Raw genomic sequence first — 15,088 nt, forward strand, 5'->3', positions numbered from 1 at the left:
CGGCCGGGCTTCGATCGTGCCTGGTCAGAGAGATTTCCCGGTGCGGCTCCGGGCTGTGTCGGGGGTCCTGCGGGCACCGTCCTCCAGGACACGCCCTAAGGAGCGCCGTCCCGGTAGACGCGCGGCACCCGTCCGCCGATGCGGGTGACGATCTCGTACGCGATGGTGTCGGCGGCCCGCGCCCAGTCCTCGGCGCTCGGCTCGCCCCGGTCCCCCGGGCCGAACAGCACCGCGTCGCTGCCCACCGCCGGCTCGTCGCCGTGCAGGTCGACGACGAACTGGTCCATGGCCACCCGGCCCGCGACGGTCCGCCGGACCCCGCCGACCAGGACCGGGCCGCGCCCCGAGGCGTGGCGCGGGATGCCGTCCGCGTACCCGACGGGCACCAGGCCGAGCGTGGTCTCGCCGGACGTCGTGTAGTGGTGCCCGTAGCTGATGCCGTGCCCGGCGGGCACCCGCTTGACCAGGGCGACCGAGGCGGCGAGCGTCATCACCGGGCGGAGCCCGAAGTCGGCGGGGGTGCCCAGCTCGGGGCTGGGCGAGATGCCGTACATGGCGATCCCGGTCCGCACCAGGTCGAAGTGCGACTCGGGGACCGTGAGCGTGGCCGGGGAGTTGGCGATGTGCCGCACCTCGGGGTCGAGGCCGGCCTTCTCCGCGTACGCCACCATGTCGCGGAAGGTCTCCAGCTGGGCGGTGATCGAGGGGTGGCCTGGCTCGTCGGCGCAGGCGAAATGGGACCAGAGGCCGGTGACGCGGACGGTGCCGGAGCGCTCCGCCGCACGGGCGGCGGCGACCAGCTCGGCCCAGTCGGCGGGCTGGCAGCCGTTGCGGCCGAGGCCGGTGTCGGCCTTGAGCTGGATCCTGGCGGGGCGTCCGGCCTCCCCGGCCGCCGCGGTGACCTCGCGCAGCGCCCACATCCCGCTCACCGAGACGTCGACATCGGCCTCGATCGCCTCGCGCCAGGGTCCGCCCGGTGTCCACAGCCAGCACATCACCCGGCCGCCGAGGCCGGCGGCGCGCAGCGCCAGCGCCTCCTGCGGGGTCGCGGTGCCGAGCCAGGTCGCCCCGGCCTCCAGCGCGGCGCGCGCGCAGCGCTCCGCGCCGTGCCCGTACGCGTCGGACTTGACCACGGCCATGAGCTGCGCGCCGGAGGCCCTGGCGCGCAGAACGCGCACGTTCGCGCGCAGTGCGGCGAGGTCGATCTCGGCTCGGGCTCTCAGGGACGCAGTCTCGTTCATCGCGCCCAGTCTCTCAGAGCCGTGCCCCGCGCCCTCCGGCCGCGTCCGGAAAGTCCCGTACGGGATGATTGCGGGAGGGCGCGGGAGGGTTCAGTGGTGGTGCAGTTCGTGCTCCAGCTGGTCGACGAGGACCGGGACGTGGCTGTGCGGAACGTCCTTGACGGCGGTGACGAGGGTCACGGGGCCGTCGTGGACCAGGCCGACCAGTTCGTCCAGGGCGGCGGCGTGCGCGGAGTCGGCCAGCTCGGCGCGGTAGCGGTCCACGAAGTCGTCGTAGCGGCTGCCGGGGTCCTGGTGGTACCAGGAGCGCAGCTCGGACGAGGGGGTGACGTCCTTGAGCCAGTGGTCGATCGCGGCATGCTCCTTGGAGACGCCGCGCGGCCAGAGCCGGTCGACGAGGACCCGGGTGCCGTCGTCGTCCTCCCGGGGGTCGTACGCCCGGCGTACGCGCACGTCGGTGCCGCTGTCGCTGCCCATGGCCGGTCTCCTCTCGCCGTCCGTCTCCCAGGATCGCTCAGGCCCGGACGTCCCGCCAGGCCGCCGGGAGGGCGTCCGCGACGTCCTGGGCGGCGACCGGGGAGCCGTCGGCGGCGTGCCGGGCGGCGAGTCCGTGCAGATGGGCGCCGACGGACGCGGCGTCGCGCGCGGCGAGTCCGGCGGCCAGCAGCGAACCGGTCAGCCCGGAGAGCACGTCGCCGCTGCCGGCGGTGGCCAGCCACGGGGTGCCGGTCGGGTTGACCCGGACCGGGGTGTGCGGGTCGTCGGTGGCGACCAGGGTGGTGGAGCCCTTGAGCAGCACGGTGGCGCGGTAGCGGGCGGCGAGGGCGCGTACGGCGGTGAGCCGCCCGGCCTCGACCTCCTCGCGGGCGACGCCGAGCAGCGCGGCGGCCTCCCCGGCGTGCGGGGTGAGGACGGTCGGGGCGGTGCGGGCGCGGACGACGTCGGCGTCCAGCAGCCGCAGCCCGTCCGCGTCGACGAGCACCGGCACCTCGGCGGCGAGCACGTCGGCCACGGCCAGGGCGGCTTCGGTGCCGTCGCCCAGTCCGGGCCCGACCACCCACGCCTGGACGCGCCCGGCCCGTGACGGCGGCCCGTCGTGGACCAGGGTCTCCGGATGCCGGGCGATGACGGCCCCGGCGCCGGGGCCCACGTACCGGACCGCGCCCGCGCCCCCGCGCAGCGCCCCGGACACGGCGAGCACCGCCGCGCCGGGGTAGCGGGCCGATCCGGCGGCCACGCCGACGACGCCCCGCCGGTACTTGTCGCTCTCGGCGGCGGGCCGCGGCAGCAGCGCGGCGACGTCCGCGTACTGGAGGGCTTCCAGGTCGGGGACGTCCGGCAGTTCGGGCCCGAGCCCGATGTCGACGAGGCGGAGGGCGCCGGCGCGTTCGGCGGCCGGGTCGATCAGGAGCGCCGGTTTGTACGCCCCGAAGGTGACGGTGGCGTCCGCGCGCACCGCCTCGCCCAGGACCTCCCCGGTGTCCGCCTCGACGCCGGAGGGCAGGTCGACGGCGAGCATCGGCGCGGGGTGCGCGGCGTACCGCTCGACGAGCGCGGCCGCCGCCGGGCGCAGTCCGCCGCGTCCGCCGATGCCGGTGATCGCGTCGACGACGAGGTCGACGCGGCCCGCCCAGTCCCGGTGCGGGCCGAGGTCGTCGGGGTCCACGACCCGCCCGCCCGCGGCGAGGAGCGCCGCGCTGCCGCCCTCGTGGGCCCGGCCGGGGGCGGTCCGCACGGCCACGACGCCCGCGCCGCGCCGGGCCAGCCGGGCCCCGGCGTACAGCGCGTCGCCGCCGTTGTCGCCGGTGCCGACGAGGAGGACGACCCGGGAGCCGTAGACGCGGCCGCCGCGCCGCAGCAGATCGGCGCAGGCGGCGGCGAGCCCGGCGGCGGCGCGCTGCATCAGCGCGCCCTCCGGCAGCCGTGCCATCAGGGCCTGTTCGGCGGCCCGTACGGTGGAGACGCTGTAGGCGGTACGCATGGCTCCAACGTAGGCCGGAACGCCGCTCCCCGCGCCGCTTCACCACCCGACGCGGAACGGAGACGGCCCCGCCTCACCCCTCGGCGATCACCACCGCGGAGGCCACCCCGGCGTCGTGGCTGAGCGAGACGTGCCAGTGGCGGACGCCGAGTTCGGCGGCGCGGGCGGCGACGGTGCCGCGCACCCGCAGCCGGGGCCGGCCGCCCTCCTCGACGTACACCTCGGCGTCCGTCCACAGCAGCCCGGCGGGGGCGCCGAGCGCCTTGGCCAGGGCCTCCTTGGCGGCGAAGCGGGCGGCCAGGGAGGCGACGCCGCGCCGTTCGCCGTCGGGGAGCAGCAGCTCGCTGTCGACGAACAGCCGCGCGGCCAGCCGCGGCGAGCGCCGCAGCGCGGCGTCGAACCGCTCGATCTCCGCCACATCGATCCCCACCCCGATGATCACGTACGCACCTTCGTTCTCTCCCGGCTCACTCCACGGTGACGGACTTCGCCAGATTGCGCGGCTGGTCCACCTCGTTGCCGCGGGCGGTGGCCAGTTCGCAGGCGAAGACCTGCAAGGGGACGGTCGCGACCAGCGGCTGAAGCAGCGTAGGCGTTGCGGGGACGCGGATGAGGTGGTCGGCGTACGGGACGACCTCGTCGTCGCCCTCCTCGGCGATGACGACGGTGCGGGCGCCGCGGGCGCGGATCTCCTGGATGTTGGAGACGATCTTGTCGTGCAGCACGGAGCGCCCGGCCGGTGAGGGGACGACCACGACGACCGGCAGCCCGTCCTCGATGAGCGCGATGGGCCCGTGCTTGAGCTCGCCCGCGGCGAAGCCCTCGGCGTGCATGTACGCGAGTTCCTTGAGTTTCAGCGCGCCCTCCAGGGCGACCGGGTAGCCGACGTGCCGGCCGAGGAAGAGGACGGTGTCGTGGCCGGCGAGCGAGCGGGCCAGTTCGCGGACCGGCCCCATGGTCTCCAGGACCCGGTCGACGGAGCGGGAGATCTCGGAGAGCTGGCGGATGACGGCGCGGATCTCGTCGCCCCATTTCGTGCCGCGGATCTGACCGAGGTAGAGCGCGACGAGGTAGCAGGCGACGAGCTGGGTCAGGAACGCCTTGGTGGAGGCGACGGCGACCTCGGGCCCGGCGTGGGTGTAGAGCACGGCGTCGGACTCGCGGGGGATGGTGGAGCCGTTGGTGTTGCAGATGGCGAGGACCTTGGCGCCCTGTTCGCGGGCGTGCCGCAGGGCCATCAGGGTGTCCATGGTCTCGCCGGACTGGGAGATGGCGATGACGAGGGTGTGCGGGTCGAGGATCGGGTCGCGGTAGCGGAACTCGCTGGCCAGCTCGGTCTCGCAGGGGATGCGGGTCCAGTGCTCGATGGCGTACTTGGCGATCATCCCGGCGTGGAAGGCGGTGCCGCAGGCGACGACGACGACCTTGTCGACCTCGCGCAGTTCGCCGGGGGTGATGCGGACCTCGTCGAGGTGGAGGGTGCCCTCGGGGTCGATGCGGCCGAGGAGGGTGTCGGTGACGGCCTTGGGCTGTTCGGCGATCTCCTTGAGCATGAAGGAGGCGTAACCGCCCTTCTCGGCGGCGGAGGCGTCCCAGTCCACGTGGTACGCACGCGTCTCGGCGGGCTCCCCGTCGAAGCCGGTGACGGTGACGCCCTCCCGGCGCAGCTCCACGACCTGGTCCTGGCCGAGTTCGACCGCCGAGCGGGTGTGGGCGATGAAGGCGGCGACGTCGGACGCGAGGAAGGCCTCGTCCTCGCCGATGCCGACGACGAGCGGGGAGTTGCGCCGGGCCCCGACGACCGTGTCGGGGGCGTCCGCGAACACGGCCACCAGGGTGAAGGCCCCCTCCAGACGGCGGCAGACCTGGCGCATGGACTCGGCCGGGTCCCCGCTCTGCGCGTACGCCTCGGCGAGCAGGTGGGCGACGACCTCGGTGTCGGTCTCGGAGCGCAGATCGTGGCCCCGGCCGCCCAGTTCGGTGCGGAGCGCGGCGAAGTTCTCGATGATGCCGTTGTGGACGACGGCGACGCGTCCGGCGTTGTCGAGGTGCGGGTGGGCGTTGGCGTCGGTGGGGCCGCCGTGGGTGGCCCACCGGGTGTGGCCGATGCCGGCGGCACCGACCGGCAGCGGCCGTTCGGCCAGCGCCTTCTCCAGGTTGACGAGCTTCCCGGCCTTCTTGGCGGCGGCCAGCCCGCCGTCGGCGAGGACCGCGATCCCGGCGGAGTCGTAGCCCCGGTACTCCAGCCGTTTGAGACCCGCGACGACGACGTCCTGCGCCGACTGCCCACCGACGTAACCCACGATTCCGCACATGGCTGCCCTTTTCTGCCGATTACCCCCTATTCATCGCATATTCGCAGAAGCGAGCCCCTTTTCAAGCCCTGCGCGCGCACCGCCTCCGCCGTGGTCCGCCGCCCGTCCGCCCTTCACGAGGAGGAGGACCAGCAGCCCGGCGACGATCCCGGTGGCCCCGGCGACGGCCGCGGCCGTGTTCAGGCCGGAGGCGAACGCCGAGCGCAGCACCTGCTCCGGCGCCCCGGCCGCGCGCAGCCCCTGCGCCCCGCCGCCCGCGAGGGCGTGCGCCCGCTCCGCGCCGAGCGTCGTGCCGATCCGGGAGGTGAGGACCGTGCCGAGCACGGCCACGCCGAGGGCGTATCCCAGCTGGCGGAAGGTGTTCACGGCACCGCCCGCCATGCCGGAGCGCTCCGGCGGTACGGCGGCGAGGGCGGCGCCCGCGAGGGCCGGGGAGACCAGTCCGGTGCCGAGGCCGGCGACGACGAGGCCGGGCAGCAGGGCGGGCCAGGAGGAACCCGCGCCGAGGACCGCCGTGCCGAGCGTGCCGGCCCCGGTCAGGACGAGGCCGGTGCCGAGCGTCCAGCGCGGCGCGACCCCGTGCAGCAGCCGCCCTCCGGCCGCCGACACCACGAACGCCGTGGCGGCCAGCGGCAGGAGCGCCAGCCCGGCCCGGACCGGGCTGAGCCCGAGCACCGTCTGGAGCCAGATGGAGGTGTACGGGAGGACGGCGAAGGCCGCCGTGTTGTACGCGAGCGCCCCGGCCATCACCCCGGTGAACGCGGACGTCCGGAACAGCGACAGCTCCAGGAGCGGGTGGGCGGCGCGCCGTTCGACGAGCACGAAGCAGAGCAGGGCGAGCGCGGCGACGGAGAACGCGGCGAGGGCGCGGCCCGAGGTCCAGCCCCCGCCGCCGGCCCCGACGACGCCGTACGTGGCGGCCGCCGCGAAGACGGCGAAGGCCGCGGTCCCGGCCCAGTCGGTCCGGCGCCCGCGCTCGCCGTACGACTCGGGCAGCGTCCGGGCGGTCAGCCAGACGGCGGCGACGCTGACCGGGAGGTTCACGTAGAAGATCCAGCGCCAGCCGGGCCCCTCGGTCAGCAGTCCGCCGACGACGGGGCCGACGGCGGCCGCGCCGCCGCTCACCGCGCCCCACAGCCCGAGCGCGACGGAGCGGTCGCGCCCCTGGTAGGCGGCGGCGATCAGCGGCAGCGTGGTCGCGAACATCGCGGCGGCGCCCACTCCCTGCACCCCGCGCGCGGCGACCAGCACGGCGGGCGAGCCGGCCAGCCCGCAGGCGAGCGAGGCGGCGGCGAAGAGCACGGTGCCCGCGAGGTGGACCCGCCGCCGTCCGAGCCGGTCGGCCGCGGCTCCGATGCCGAGCAGCAGGGCGGCGAGCGCCAGCGCGTACCCGTCGATGACCCACTGCAGATCGGCGAGCGACGCGCCGAGCGCCCGAGCCATGTCGGGCAGCGCGACGATGACGATGGTGACGTCGAGCAGCAGCATGAACGTCCCCAGACAGACCGCGGTGAGCGGCCCCCACTTGCGCATGTCTTCTCCCGGCGGTGTCGGTGCGGCACCGTCCCGGATGGCCGGCGACCGCCCCCGTACGATCGCTCCAGGCCGGAGTACTCCCCCAGCCACGGCCGGACATCCGACGGAATCCGACATCACCGAGGCCGCCTCGCATGAAATCCGCCCGCTCGCACGATCTCCTCGACCTCCAGCTGCTGCACGCGCTGGAGCTGGACGGCCGCGCCCCCTACAGCCGGATCGCCGCCGTGCTCGGCGTCTCCGACCAGACGGTGGCGCGGCGCCTGCGCCGGCTGCGCACGGACGCGGCCCTGCGCGTGGTCGGGGTGCGCTGCGCGGCCACCGACGACGCGCTCGACCACTGGCTGCTGCGCGTGCGCTGCGCGCCCGAGGGGGCGACGGCGATCGCGGAGGCCCTGGCCAAACGTCCGGACACCTCGTGGGTCACCCTCACTTCGGGCGGTACGGAGGTCACGTGCACCGCCGGGACGCGCTCCCGGGGCGGCACCGACGACCTGCTCCTCGGCCGGCTCCCGCGCACCCCGCACATCGTGGACATCCGCGCCCAGCAGTTGCTGCACCGGTTCTACGGCGGCCCGTACGGCTGGCTCCACAAGAGCGGCGCGCTGACGCCCGGCCAGATCGCCGCCCTCACCCCGCCCCCGTACCCGGGCCCGCCCGGCGCCCCCCTCATCACCGCCGAGGACGAACCCCTCGTCGCCGCGCTGGAATGCGACGGGCGGACTCCGTACCCCGAGCTCCAGAGGGCCACCGGCCGTTCCGAGTCCGCCGTCCGCCGCCGCCTCGCCCAGCTCGTGGCCTCGGGCGCCCTCTACATCGACACCGAATACAGCACCGACTACTTCGGCTACCGCATGCAGACCCTCTTCTCCATCACCACCGCCCCGCACGCCCTCCACCGCGTGGGCCGGACCCTCGCCGCCCACCCCGAGGTCGCCTACGCCGCCGCCATGACGGGCCCGTCCAACCTGATGGCCGTCACCGTCACCCGCGACACCGCCCACCTCTACCGCTACCTCAGCGAGAGCCTGGGCGGCCTGGACGGCGTCGAACACGTCGAGACGATGCCGTGCCTGCGCCGGCTGAAACAGCTGACGTACCGGCCGTTCCGGGGGTAGCGGGTGCGCGAACGGCGGCCGGACTCCCCCCAAGGAGTCCGGCCGCCGCGTTCGGTGGTGCCGTTGTTCCGTTGTCGCGCCGGCTAGGCCGGTGTCAGCACCTGCCCGCCGGGCGGTCGCGCTTGACGAGGTTGGTGGAGCCGGTGGTGCCGTCGAGCCAGAGGACGCGCTGCCCCTCGTCGGAGTCGCCGTAGGCCTGCTCACCGCGGTTGCAGGAGACGCGCTGCGGGCCGCCCTTGCCGTCGGGCGCGACCTGGTAGAGCTTCATCATCGTGTCGTTGGCCCACCAGGTGGCCGGGAGGACGGTCGAGACGTTGACGGCGTCGTCCGAGGCGGAGAGGGAGTAGGCGTAGAGGGAGCCCGCGCCCGCCTCCGGGGTGAGGGTGAGGAGGTCGGAGCCGTCGAGGCCGGCGCGGCGCACGGCGGCCTGGCCGTCGTCGGTGGCGTCGCCGTCCTCGATCCAGAAGACGCCGTCGTCGGTGATCGCGGTCTGGCCGACGCCCATGGCGTCGGGGGCGACGGGCATCGATGTCGTGGTGTGGGTGGCGCCGTCGAAGACGTCGACGCCGAGGACCGGGTTCCCGTTCGCGTCGGGCGCCAGCTTCACGTACGCGATCTTGCCGTCCTTGACGGAGGGCAGACCCGAGACACGGGCGGGGCGGCCGCCGTCGACCAGGCCGACCTCACCGGTCTTCATGTTGACGTACCGGACGTTGGTGACCCCGTACTGCGGGTTGACGACGGTGTACGCGACGTAGTCGCCGTCCACGACGAGACCGGAGACGTTGCTGCCGACGGCGTCGACCACCTTGGCGAGGCCGCCCTTGACGGGGCGCGCCATGATCTTGACGCCGCCGCTGCTGTAGTCGGCCCAGACCACCGTCTTGCCGTCGGTGTTGGCGTAGACGTTGTAGTCGCCGTTGTTGGCGCTCACCAGCTGCGGCTGGCCCTTGCCGGAGGTGTTGCCCAGCCACACCGAGTACGGCTCGCTGCCGTCCTCGTTGGAGCGGGAGACGGCGTACTTGCCGCCGCCGGCGCCGACGCCGGTGTTGTAGATGTTGACCTTGGACATGAGCGTGTCGGTGTCGACGCCGAGCGCCTTCTCCCAGCCGGGCACGATGCCGTGGGCGTCGAAGGAGCGCGTGACGATCTTCAGCTGGGCCTTGGTGGCGCCCAGCTCCTTCGCCGCGGCGACGACCGCGGCGCGGCCCTCGGTGAAGCCGTCGAGCGGCGTCATGTAGGCGGAGAGCGCGCGGTAGACGATCTGGTCGGCGAACTCGGCGCCGAGGTCCTGGCGCATGTCCCAGAGGGAGCCGGAGAAGATCGTGGAGTTGAGGTGGACGCCGCCGTTGTCACCGCCGTAGGTGACGCCGATGAAGTTCTTCGACGTGGTGGCGCCGTCGTTCAGGTCGCGCAGGGCGCACTCGCGGGGGCCCGCGGTGGTGCACAGGTCCTCGCCGAGCAGGCCCGCGTCCGGGTCGTCCATCGACTGGCCGTTGGCCTCCAGGTCGATGGCGTTGCCGAAGTAGTCGGCGATGGCCTCGTTCATCGCGCCGGACTGGCCCGCGTAGACCAGGTTCGCGGTGTGGGTGACGACGCCGTGGGTCATCTCGTGGCCGACGACGTCGGTGTCGGCGGAGAAGGTGCGGTAGTCGCCGCCGCCCTGGCCGTACACCATCTTGGTGCCGTCCCAGAAGGCGTTGTTGTACGGCATGCCGTTGCTGACGACTCCGACCAGGGAGTAGATGTACCCGTCCTTGTCGTCCAGGCTGTTCCGGTCGAAGTGCTTCTTGTAGTAGTCGTACACCTTCCCGGCCGCCCAGTGGGCGTCCACGGCACCGGACTCGGTGTAGTCCTCGCCGAGCTCCGGGGTGGTGGGCTGGAAGTACTTGACGCCGACGGGCCAGACTCCGGAGGCTGCGCCGGCCTCCCGGCCACGGGCGTCGTAGGTGGCGATCATGGGACCCTCGTACGGGGAGTCCGCGGCGCGCTTGCTGTAGTCGATCATCTGCAGGCCACCCTTGGTGTCCTGGTACAGATTGATGTCGACCTTCTGACCGTTGTAGCGGACACCGCTTCCCTTGACGACCAGCTGGTCGGCCGCCGCGGCCGAGGCGTCGGCGGGGGCCGCCGGGGTCTCGGCGGAGCCGGTGGCCGCGGTCGTCGCGCCGAAGGTCTGGATGCCGCTGTACTGCATGACCGGGAAGCCGGAGTGCGCGTCGATGTACACCTCCTGCTGGACCGGCGAGCCGTCGGCCGGGTTCACGCCCGTGACGGTGATGTGCCGGGTCAGCACGCCGGTGCCCTGCGGAAGGACCGTGACATCGCCGGCCGTGCCGGTGAACGCCCGCGTCCCGGCCTTCTCCCCCTTGGCCGGGGCGCGCAGGAGGCCGCCGCCGAACTGCGCGGAGACGGCGGCGACGGCGCGGTCGACCGCGGTCTTCTCCGAGACCTTCGGGGTGACCGTGTCCAGCTTCAGCTCGGTGAAGTAGTTGCCGGAGGTGCCGGTGACGGCGCGCTTGCCGTCCTTCTTCGTCATCCGGACGACGTACTGGCCGCCGAGGACCTCGACGCCCTTGTACTTCTGCTGGAGACGGACCGTCTCCTTGCCGCCCTTCTCGGTGGTGGTCCCGAGGGAGGCGAGCTCCTTCGCGGAGGTGTCCGCGATGTGGTAGCGGCCGGTCTTCGCCCTGAGGTGGCCGCGGGCCGCGTCGGCGGCCGGGGCGGTGGCGGACACCTGCTCGTTCAGACCGGTCACCAGCGACGGGGTGTCCGTCTCGGTGCCGGGGGTGACGTCGGACGCGGCGGCCGCCGGGGCGGTGTCCGCGTGGGCGGCGGGCAGGGCCGTCATGACGAGGCCGGCGGCGGCGAGCAGCGCCGCCACGCCCTGGCCGACGGCTGTGCCGCCACGGGCTCCTGACGATCTGACCGCTCTGCGTGCTGAGCTCCGCACGATGGTTCCCTCCAGTGGCACGACATTGCTTCACGGGGTTCGCGAGGTCTTCGCTGCCGCCATGGAAGTGGCGCTACGGGCCGCAGACAATGCGTGACCGGTGGCCACTAGTGGGGGTGCCCACTTCTCTGCACCCCCGCCACGGGGGCTGCGCCGCGCCCGGGTGCCGAGGTAAGGGAGACCCCTGTTTTGCATGATCATGCGAGATGATGCATAATCTTCCTATGTCTAAGGTCCTCACCTCCCTGCCGGCCGGCGAGCGCGTCGGCATCGCCTTCTCGGGCGGCCTCGACACCTCGGTCGCGGTCGCGTGGATGCGCGACAAGGGTGCCGTCCCGTGCACCTACACCGCCGACATCGGCCAGTACGACGAGCCCGACATCGCCTCCGTCCCGGGCCGCGCCAAGGCGTACGGCGCCGAGCTGGCGCGCCTCGTCGACTGCCGCGCCGCGCTCGTCGAGGAGGGCCTGGCCGCGCTGACGTGCGGGGCGTTCCACATCCGCTCGGGCGGCCGGGCGTACTTCAACACCACGCCGCTGGGCCGCGCCGTCACCGGCACGCTCCTGGTGCGCGCGATGCTCGAGGACAACGTGCAGATCTGGGGCGACGGCTCCACCTTCAAGGGCAACGACATCGAGCGGTTCTACCGCTACGGCCTGCTCGCCAACCCGCACCTGCGGATCTACAAGCCCTGGCTGGACGCGGACTTCGTCACGGAGCTGGGCGGCCGCAAGGAGATGTCGGAGTGGCTGGTCGCCCACGGCCTGCCGTACCGCGACAGCACCGAGAAGGCGTACTCCACCGACGCCAACATCTGGGGCGCCACGCACGAGGCGAAGACCCTGGAGCACCTGAACACCGGGGTGGAGACCGTCGAGCCGATCATGGGCGTGCGGTTCTGGGACCCCTCGGTCGAGATCGAGACCGAGGACGTCACGATCGGCTTCGACCAGGGCCGCCCGGTCACCATCAACGGCGAGAAGTTCGAGTCCGCCGTCGCCCTGGTCATGGCGGCCAACGCCATCGGCGGCCGCCACGGCATGGGCATGTCGGACCAGATCGAGAACCGGATCATCGAGGCCAAGAGCCGCGGCATCTACGAGGCCCCGGGCATGGCCCTGCTGCACGCCGCGTACGAGCGTCTGGTCAACGCGATCCACAACGAGGACACCCTCGCCCAGTACCACAACGAGGGCCGCCGCCTCGGCCGTCTCATGTACGAGGGCCGCTGGCTGGACCCGCAGGCGCTGATGGTGCGCGAGTCCCTCCAGCGCTGGGTCGGCGCCGCCGTCACCGGCGAGGTGACGCTGCGGCTGCGGCGCGGCGAGGACTACTCGATCCTCGACACCACGGGCCCGGCGTTCAGCTACCACCCGGACAAGCTCTCCATGGAGCGCACCGAGGACTCCGCGTTCGGCCCCGTCGACCGCATCGGCCAGCTCACCATGCGCAACCTCGACATCGCCGACTCCCGCGCCAAGCTGGAGCAGTACGCGGGCATCGGCCTCATCGGCACCGCCAACCCGGCGATCGGCGCGGCCCAGGCCGCCGCGACCGGCCTGATCGGCACCCTGCCCGAGGGCGGCGCCGAGGCCATCGCCTCCCGCGGCGAGGTCTCCGACGACGACGAGATGCTGGACCGCGCCGCGATGGAGTTCGGCACGGACTAGTCACCGCGACGCATCACCGACACCTCACCGCGACGCGTCCGCACGAAGGCCGGCCGGGCCCCTGCTCCAGGGGCCCGGCCGGCCTTCGTCTCATGTACGGCGGGGCGGCCGGCCGTCGCGACCGGCCGCCCTCACCTCAGTGCGCGCGCCCCTTCCCCGGCCGCCGCCGCGTCAGGAACAGCGTGCCGCCCGCGGCCATGGCCACCGCGGCGATCCCGAGGGGCATCAGGTCCGACGCTCCGGTGTCGGGCATCTGGCCGCCGTGGTGTCCGCCGCCGCTGGACGTCGGTCCGGGCCACGGAGGACGGTTCGTGGGCCGGTCGGTGTGGGTGGGGCCGTGGGTGGGGCGGTGCGTGCGGGTGGGGCTGTGGGTGGGCTTGGGCCCGTGGGTGTGGGTGTGCGTCGGGTGCGGGGTGGGGGTCGGGGTCGGGGTCGGAGTGGGCGTCGGGGTCGGCGTCGGCGCGGTGACCTCGATCGCCGCCTCGGCCGGCGGGGACGTCACCGAGCCGCCGTTGCCGGTCGCCACCGCCGTGTTGTGCACGCGCCCGCGCTCCACGTCCTCCTCGCTCACCGTGTACGTACCGGTGCACGTGGTGCTGTCGCCCGGCGTCCCCTTCGGGGCCAGCGTCGTGGACGCGCAGGTGACGTCGCTCAGCCGGTCGTCGTGGACCGCCACGTCCTCGATCGGGGTGTCGGTGACGTTGCTGACGACGTACGTGTACTCCACCTCGTCCCCGGCCTCGTACGGCTCCGAGTCGTCCACCAGCTTGTCGAGGGCGAGGCCGGTGCGTCCGCCCAGCGGGAGTTCGTTGCTCGACGGCGGGGACTCGACGTCCTCGTCACCGCTCTTCCCGTGTCCCCGCGCCGTGTTCGCCACGTAGCCCCGGGCCGCGTCGGCGGGGGTGACGGTGTACGCCGCGGTGCAGGTCATCGTCGCGCCCACGGCCAGCGTCGTGGACGGGCAGTCCACCGGCCCGACCGTGGGGTCGTCGACCGTGACGTCGGTGAGGTCGGTCTCCCCGGCGTTCGTCACGACGAACTCGTACGGCACCCGCGTCCCCGGCACGATCACCTCGGGCAGGGGTTCGGCGATGCTGACCTGCTTCACCAGGTTCAGCCGGGGCAGCGGCTTCAGCGACCGCGCGGACAGGGTGCGCAGCAGGTGGACGTCGGTGAAGGCACCGGTGGAGGCGCCGAAGCCGAACTTGTACGTCGCCGGGACCGGCTGCGGCGCGGCCGTCTCCAGGACCTGCTGGGCGCCGTTGCCGTCGTGGAAGTCGACGAGGACCGTCAGCACCGGGTCGGGGGCCGGGCTGAGCCGGACCGTCACCGTGCGGCGGGACGCCTCCAGGATCTGCTCGGCCTGCTCGGGCGTCGTGCCCGCGGGGAGGTCGGCCGCCGTCGTCGGCCCCTGCAGCGTGCCCGGCAGGGTGGACGGCCAGGGCGCGTCCGTCGTCAGGTTGTCCGTGGTCGCGGCCAGGAAGCAGTAGCCCTCGGTGCCGTTGCCGGGGCCGCGCACCGTGACCATGTTGGCGCCCGGCCCGGGGATGCGGAACCCCGTACCGGCGGGGGAACGCCGCGCGCAGCCGTTGCCGCGGTGCTCCCAGTCGCCGAAGTAGTTGCCCAGGACGTCCAGGCCGACACCGAGGTAGCCGTGGGCGACGCCCGGCAGGAACTCCCGGCCCGGATCGTCGTCCGGCAGCTTCTGCGCGTATCCCAGGCTCCCGCCGAAGGCGCCCGGCGCGGAGAGGTCGGCGGCGCCGTCGACCAGGAAGAACGAGATGCCGTCGGCCGGGTTCGCGACGGGCGAGCCGCCGTACTGCCACTGGTCGAAGGAGACCTCCAGGCCCTCGTTGGCGGGCAGGGCCTTGTTGTGGATCACCGCGGCCGAGCGGTCGTTGCCCGCGTCGGTCAGCTGGAGGTAGCCGTGCGGCGCCGCGTTGCGGGGCGGTACGGGGCCCACCCCCGGGTCCGGGCAGCCGCCCAGCGGGTGGGCCGCGTCGTCCGACGGCGGGGTGGCGGGCGCGGCCCCGGTCAGACAGGCCGGGCCCACGGCCGTGAAGTCGCTGTCGGCCGTCGCTCCGGTGAACGTCTCGTCCACCAGGGCGGGGCCCGTGGCGGCGGCGTGGCCGACCGGCACGGTCCCGGGGACGAGGAGGGCGGCCATGACGGCCGCGGTCAGGGCCACGGCTCCGGTCGCCGGCACCACACGGCTGCGGCGGGACGCCTTGGGATGGTTTCGTAGCATAAAGTGACAGTAAGAACGCGTTCGAG

Annotated in this window: 10 protein-coding genes; 2 read left to right on the plus strand and 8 right to left on the minus strand. The window is 73.7% G+C overall.

Annotated features, from left to right (window positions below; genetic code table 11):
• Positions 1-95 precede the first annotated feature (95 nt).
• The 6 genes from alr to ACZ4FH_RS18255 form a co-directional block, all read right to left on the minus strand.
• The gene (gene alr, locus ACZ4FH_RS18230) at positions 96-1,241 is read right to left on the minus strand and encodes an alanine racemase (protein WP_467305759.1); all 1,146 of its coding nucleotides are present in this window, start codon (positions 1,239-1,241) and stop codon (positions 96-98) included.
• Positions 1,242-1,331: 90 nt separating this feature from the next.
• Entirely contained in the window at positions 1,332-1,718 is a 387-nt protein-coding gene (locus tag ACZ4FH_RS18235; RefSeq protein WP_385106793.1) for a DUF488 domain-containing protein, read from the minus strand.
• Positions 1,719-1,755: 37 nt separating this feature from the next.
• Entirely contained in the window at positions 1,756-3,222 is a 1,467-nt protein-coding gene (locus ACZ4FH_RS18240) for an NAD(P)H-hydrate dehydratase (protein ID WP_467305762.1), read from the minus strand.
• 73 nt (positions 3,223-3,295) lie between these two features.
• Complete coding sequence (locus ACZ4FH_RS18245) at positions 3,296-3,664, minus strand: holo-ACP synthase (RefSeq protein WP_383639929.1); 369 nt, start codon at positions 3,662-3,664, stop codon at positions 3,296-3,298.
• Between the two features lie 25 nt (positions 3,665-3,689).
• The gene (gene glmS / locus ACZ4FH_RS18250) at positions 3,690-5,537 is read right to left on the minus strand and encodes a glutamine--fructose-6-phosphate transaminase (isomerizing) (protein WP_467305764.1); all 1,848 of its coding nucleotides are present in this window, start codon (positions 5,535-5,537) and stop codon (positions 3,690-3,692) included.
• Between the two features lie 30 nt (positions 5,538-5,567).
• Complete coding sequence (locus tag ACZ4FH_RS18255) at positions 5,568-7,070, minus strand: MFS transporter (RefSeq protein WP_467305766.1); 1,503 nt, start codon at positions 7,068-7,070, stop codon at positions 5,568-5,570.
• A gap of 137 nt (positions 7,071-7,207) precedes the next feature.
• Between ACZ4FH_RS18255 and ACZ4FH_RS18260 the strand changes: the two genes are divergently transcribed.
• Positions 7,208-8,191, plus strand: a complete 984-nt coding sequence (locus tag ACZ4FH_RS18260) for an Lrp/AsnC family transcriptional regulator (protein ID WP_467305768.1) — start codon at positions 7,208-7,210, stop codon at positions 8,189-8,191.
• A 94-nt stretch (positions 8,192-8,285) separates the two neighbouring features.
• Here the strand turns inward: ACZ4FH_RS18260 and ACZ4FH_RS18265 are convergent, their stop codons facing one another.
• Entirely contained in the window at positions 8,286-11,144 is a 2,859-nt protein-coding gene (locus tag ACZ4FH_RS18265) for a M4 family metallopeptidase (RefSeq protein WP_467305770.1), read from the minus strand.
• A 224-nt stretch (positions 11,145-11,368) separates the two neighbouring features.
• On the opposite strand from ACZ4FH_RS18265, the gene argG reads away from it, so the two are divergent.
• On the plus strand, positions 11,369-12,814 hold the full coding sequence (gene argG / locus ACZ4FH_RS18270) for an argininosuccinate synthase (protein WP_383639946.1): 1,446 nt from the start codon (positions 11,369-11,371) through the stop codon (positions 12,812-12,814).
• 136 nt (positions 12,815-12,950) lie between these two features.
• Here the strand turns inward: argG and ACZ4FH_RS18275 are convergent, their stop codons facing one another.
• Complete coding sequence (locus tag ACZ4FH_RS18275; RefSeq protein ID WP_467305772.1) at positions 12,951-15,062, minus strand: DUF7507 domain-containing protein; 2,112 nt, start codon at positions 15,060-15,062, stop codon at positions 12,951-12,953.
• Positions 15,063-15,088 lie beyond the last annotated feature (26 nt).

The sequence above is a fragment of the Streptomyces sp. NPDC024555 genome (assembly GCF_055559335.1).